This window comes from Bradyrhizobium sp. STM 3809, assembly GCF_000239795.1.
Lineage (GTDB): Bacteria > Pseudomonadota > Alphaproteobacteria > Rhizobiales > Xanthobacteraceae > Bradyrhizobium.
Window position 1 is genome coordinate 1 of the sequence record NZ_CAFJ01000496.1, and the last position, 2,543, is coordinate 2,543.

The window sequence follows — 2,543 nt, forward strand, 5'->3', positions numbered from 1 at the left end:
ATCGTCGCCAAGCTCGAGCAGGCCGGGTTCGGCGCCCAGGTCAAATCCTGGCTCGGCAACGGCCAGAACCTGCCGATCTCCGCCGAGCAGCTCCAGGAGGTGCTCGGCAGCGACGCCGTCCGGCAACTCGCCGCGCGTTTCAACGTGCCGGTGGACCAGCTGTCGAAGATCCTCGCCGAGCAGCTGCCCGCGGCGGTGGATCACGCGAGTCCCGACGGCAAGCTGCCGCATTCCGCCTGACGTCCCCTGCGGCGCCTCCACGGCCGGCCCGTCCGGTCGCGGTATCCAGCTGATACGCCAGCGGAAATGCGCATTTGCTATCTTTTGACGCCGCTGGCCAGCGGCCGCTGCCGCATGCTATAGAGGAGGCATTATTTAAAGACACGCCGGCCCGGGCAGCGGGACCTCGAAGGCTCTTGCCGGCATGCGAGCAGGAGAGGGCGTTGAGACACAAGTTCCCCATCGGGGCGACCGTCTATTTCACCGCGAGCAACGTCTCGCGTCCGGCGGCCAGCGGCACCTATGAGATCATCCGTCAGCTGCCCACCGAGGGCGACGACTGCCAGTACCGGATCAAGAGCTCGACCGAAGCCTTTGAGCGGGTTGCCAGAGAGAGCCAGCTGGCCTTGTCTTGAGACGTTGCGGCTGTCGACGGACCCGGCGCGTCGGCGGACGCGGCCGGCGTGAACGAGGAGGGTACCAAGGCCTGTTTCGCCGGGGCCTGAGGCCGGCTCCCTGAGGTTTGACAAGCGCTGCGCAATCCCTCTGGGGATAGCGGGTAGCTCCGCACCATCCTGCCCCGCAAGGCGCATGGAATCGTCTAATTGTCATGGGGTGGGGCTGTCATGGATCTGGTGACCGTTTGAATTTGATGATCGTTTCACGGGCATCCCATCGCGGGACGCCATCGGGGCCGGGGTTTTGGGCCCGCGTCAGGAAGCAGCGCGCATGAATTCAAGCTGGCCCTCGTCGTTCGACCAACTCCTGAACTCGCCTTCGTTCCCGATGTGGCTGACGGTCGCGGCCGCGGGCTTCTTTGCCCTGGTCGTCCTGATCACGCTGCTCCGGGCCGAGAAGTCGGTCGCCAATGGCGCGCTGACGGTGATCACGCTGCTGGCGGTCGGGATCGCGGTTGCCTCGATGATGCGCAGCCAGGATTCGCTGCAGCGGGGCGGCAATGGCGATCCGACGACGACCGCCTCGGTCGGCCTCTCGCCGCCGGCTTTGGCCTGCGTCGACGATCTCGCCGGCGACCTCGTGCTGTCGAGCTGCGAGAAGAGCCTGTTCGGATCGGCCGACATGACCGCGGCCGCGGTCAGCTATGCCGCGGGCATGCTGACCCGGCTGTCGCAGGCCGGCGACCTCGCCAGCGCCAACAAGGTGATGACGGCCGAGCTGCTGGCGCTGCGCCGGGCGGTGGAGCGCGACCGCTATGGACTGATGGCCTATGTGCTGCTGACGCGCGACCGCTGCACGCCGAACGACTGCGTGATGTTCCGTGCCGTCGGCGACCGCCAGCAACTGGTCAACAATATGGAAGGCCGCACCTATGAGGGGCTGGTCACGCGCTACGCCTCGCAGTGGAATGCGCCGCCTTCGGCGGTTGCCGTGCAGAGCCAGCCGGCGGCTGGCACGTTTGCCGGCCTGACGCCATCGGCGCCGACCGGCAAGCCGACCACGGCCGAGTTTCCGAGCTCCGCCAACACGCCGCCGGTCAGCATCATGAACCCGGAGCCGACGGCCTCGACGCGTTCGGTCGCGCCCAAGCCGCCGACCCAGCTGGCGCCGGCGCCGCCGAGCGTTGCCGCCAGCCATGCCCAGGCGCCGCCGGCCGCCGCCAAGAAGGCCGCAGCGCCCAAGCCGAAGCCCGCAGCCGCTGCGCCGCAGGCGGCGCCCGATGCCGCCGAGCCGGCTGCCAAGGACGAATAGCACCCGAACGCCCATGCCCCTGCATCTGATCAAGCTGGCCGTCGGCTGCGAGTCGGTCAAAGAATTGAAGGAATGGATCGCCGAGCGCATGCTCGCGGCCAAGAAGAAGGGCCTGCCGCAGCAGCACGTCCATGTGACGCGGATGACGCCGAAGCGGGTCGAGGACATCCTCGCCGGTGGTTCGCTGTACTGGGTGATTCGCGGTGAGGTCGCTGCGCGCGAGAAGATCGTGGGCATCGAGCCGTTCCGCGACGGCGACGGCATCGGCCGCTGCCGCATCATCATGCAGCCCAAGGTGATCGCGGTGTCGCCGCGGCCGATGCGCCCATTCCAGGGCTGGCGCTACCTGACCGCCGAGGACGCGCCCGCGGATCTCGGCAAGGCCAGCGCGGCGGGCCTCGAGGCGATGCCGGAGCCGTTGCGGCGGGAGTTGCGGGACCTGGGGTTGCTGTAGCGGATCTCCGCCTTGCGTGTGCCGAGCGTGCATGCGCGCCATGGTTTCCCGCTTGTCTCCACGTCGTCATGGCCGGGCTTGTCCCGGCCATCCACGTCGTTCGGCATGCTGGGAGGGGCGTGGATGCCCGGGACGAGCCTGGGCATGACGGAGTAACCAA

Annotated in this window: 4 protein-coding genes; all 4 read left to right on the forward strand. The window is 68.2% G+C overall.

The features are described from left to right. A partial coding sequence (locus tag BRAS3809_RS22860) for a YidB family protein (RefSeq protein WP_035657764.1) occupies nt 1–240 on the forward strand: 240 nt, incomplete at its 5' end. Nucleotides 241–443: 203 nt separating this feature from the next. Beyond that, a complete protein-coding gene (locus BRAS3809_RS22865; protein WP_008964405.1) occupies nt 444–635 on the forward strand; it encodes a hypothetical protein in 192 nt (63 codons plus the stop codon). A gap of 313 nt (nt 636–948) precedes the next feature. Beyond that, nucleotides 949–1,929 (forward strand): hypothetical protein, encoded by a 981-nt coding sequence (locus tag BRAS3809_RS22870; protein WP_008964406.1) that lies wholly within the window; start codon nt 949–951, stop codon nt 1,927–1,929. Between the two features lie 13 nt (nt 1,930–1,942). Then, complete coding sequence (locus BRAS3809_RS22875; RefSeq protein ID WP_008964407.1) at nt 1,943–2,383, forward strand: DUF1489 family protein; 441 nt, start codon at nt 1,943–1,945, stop codon at nt 2,381–2,383. Nucleotides 2,384–2,543 lie beyond the last annotated feature (160 nt).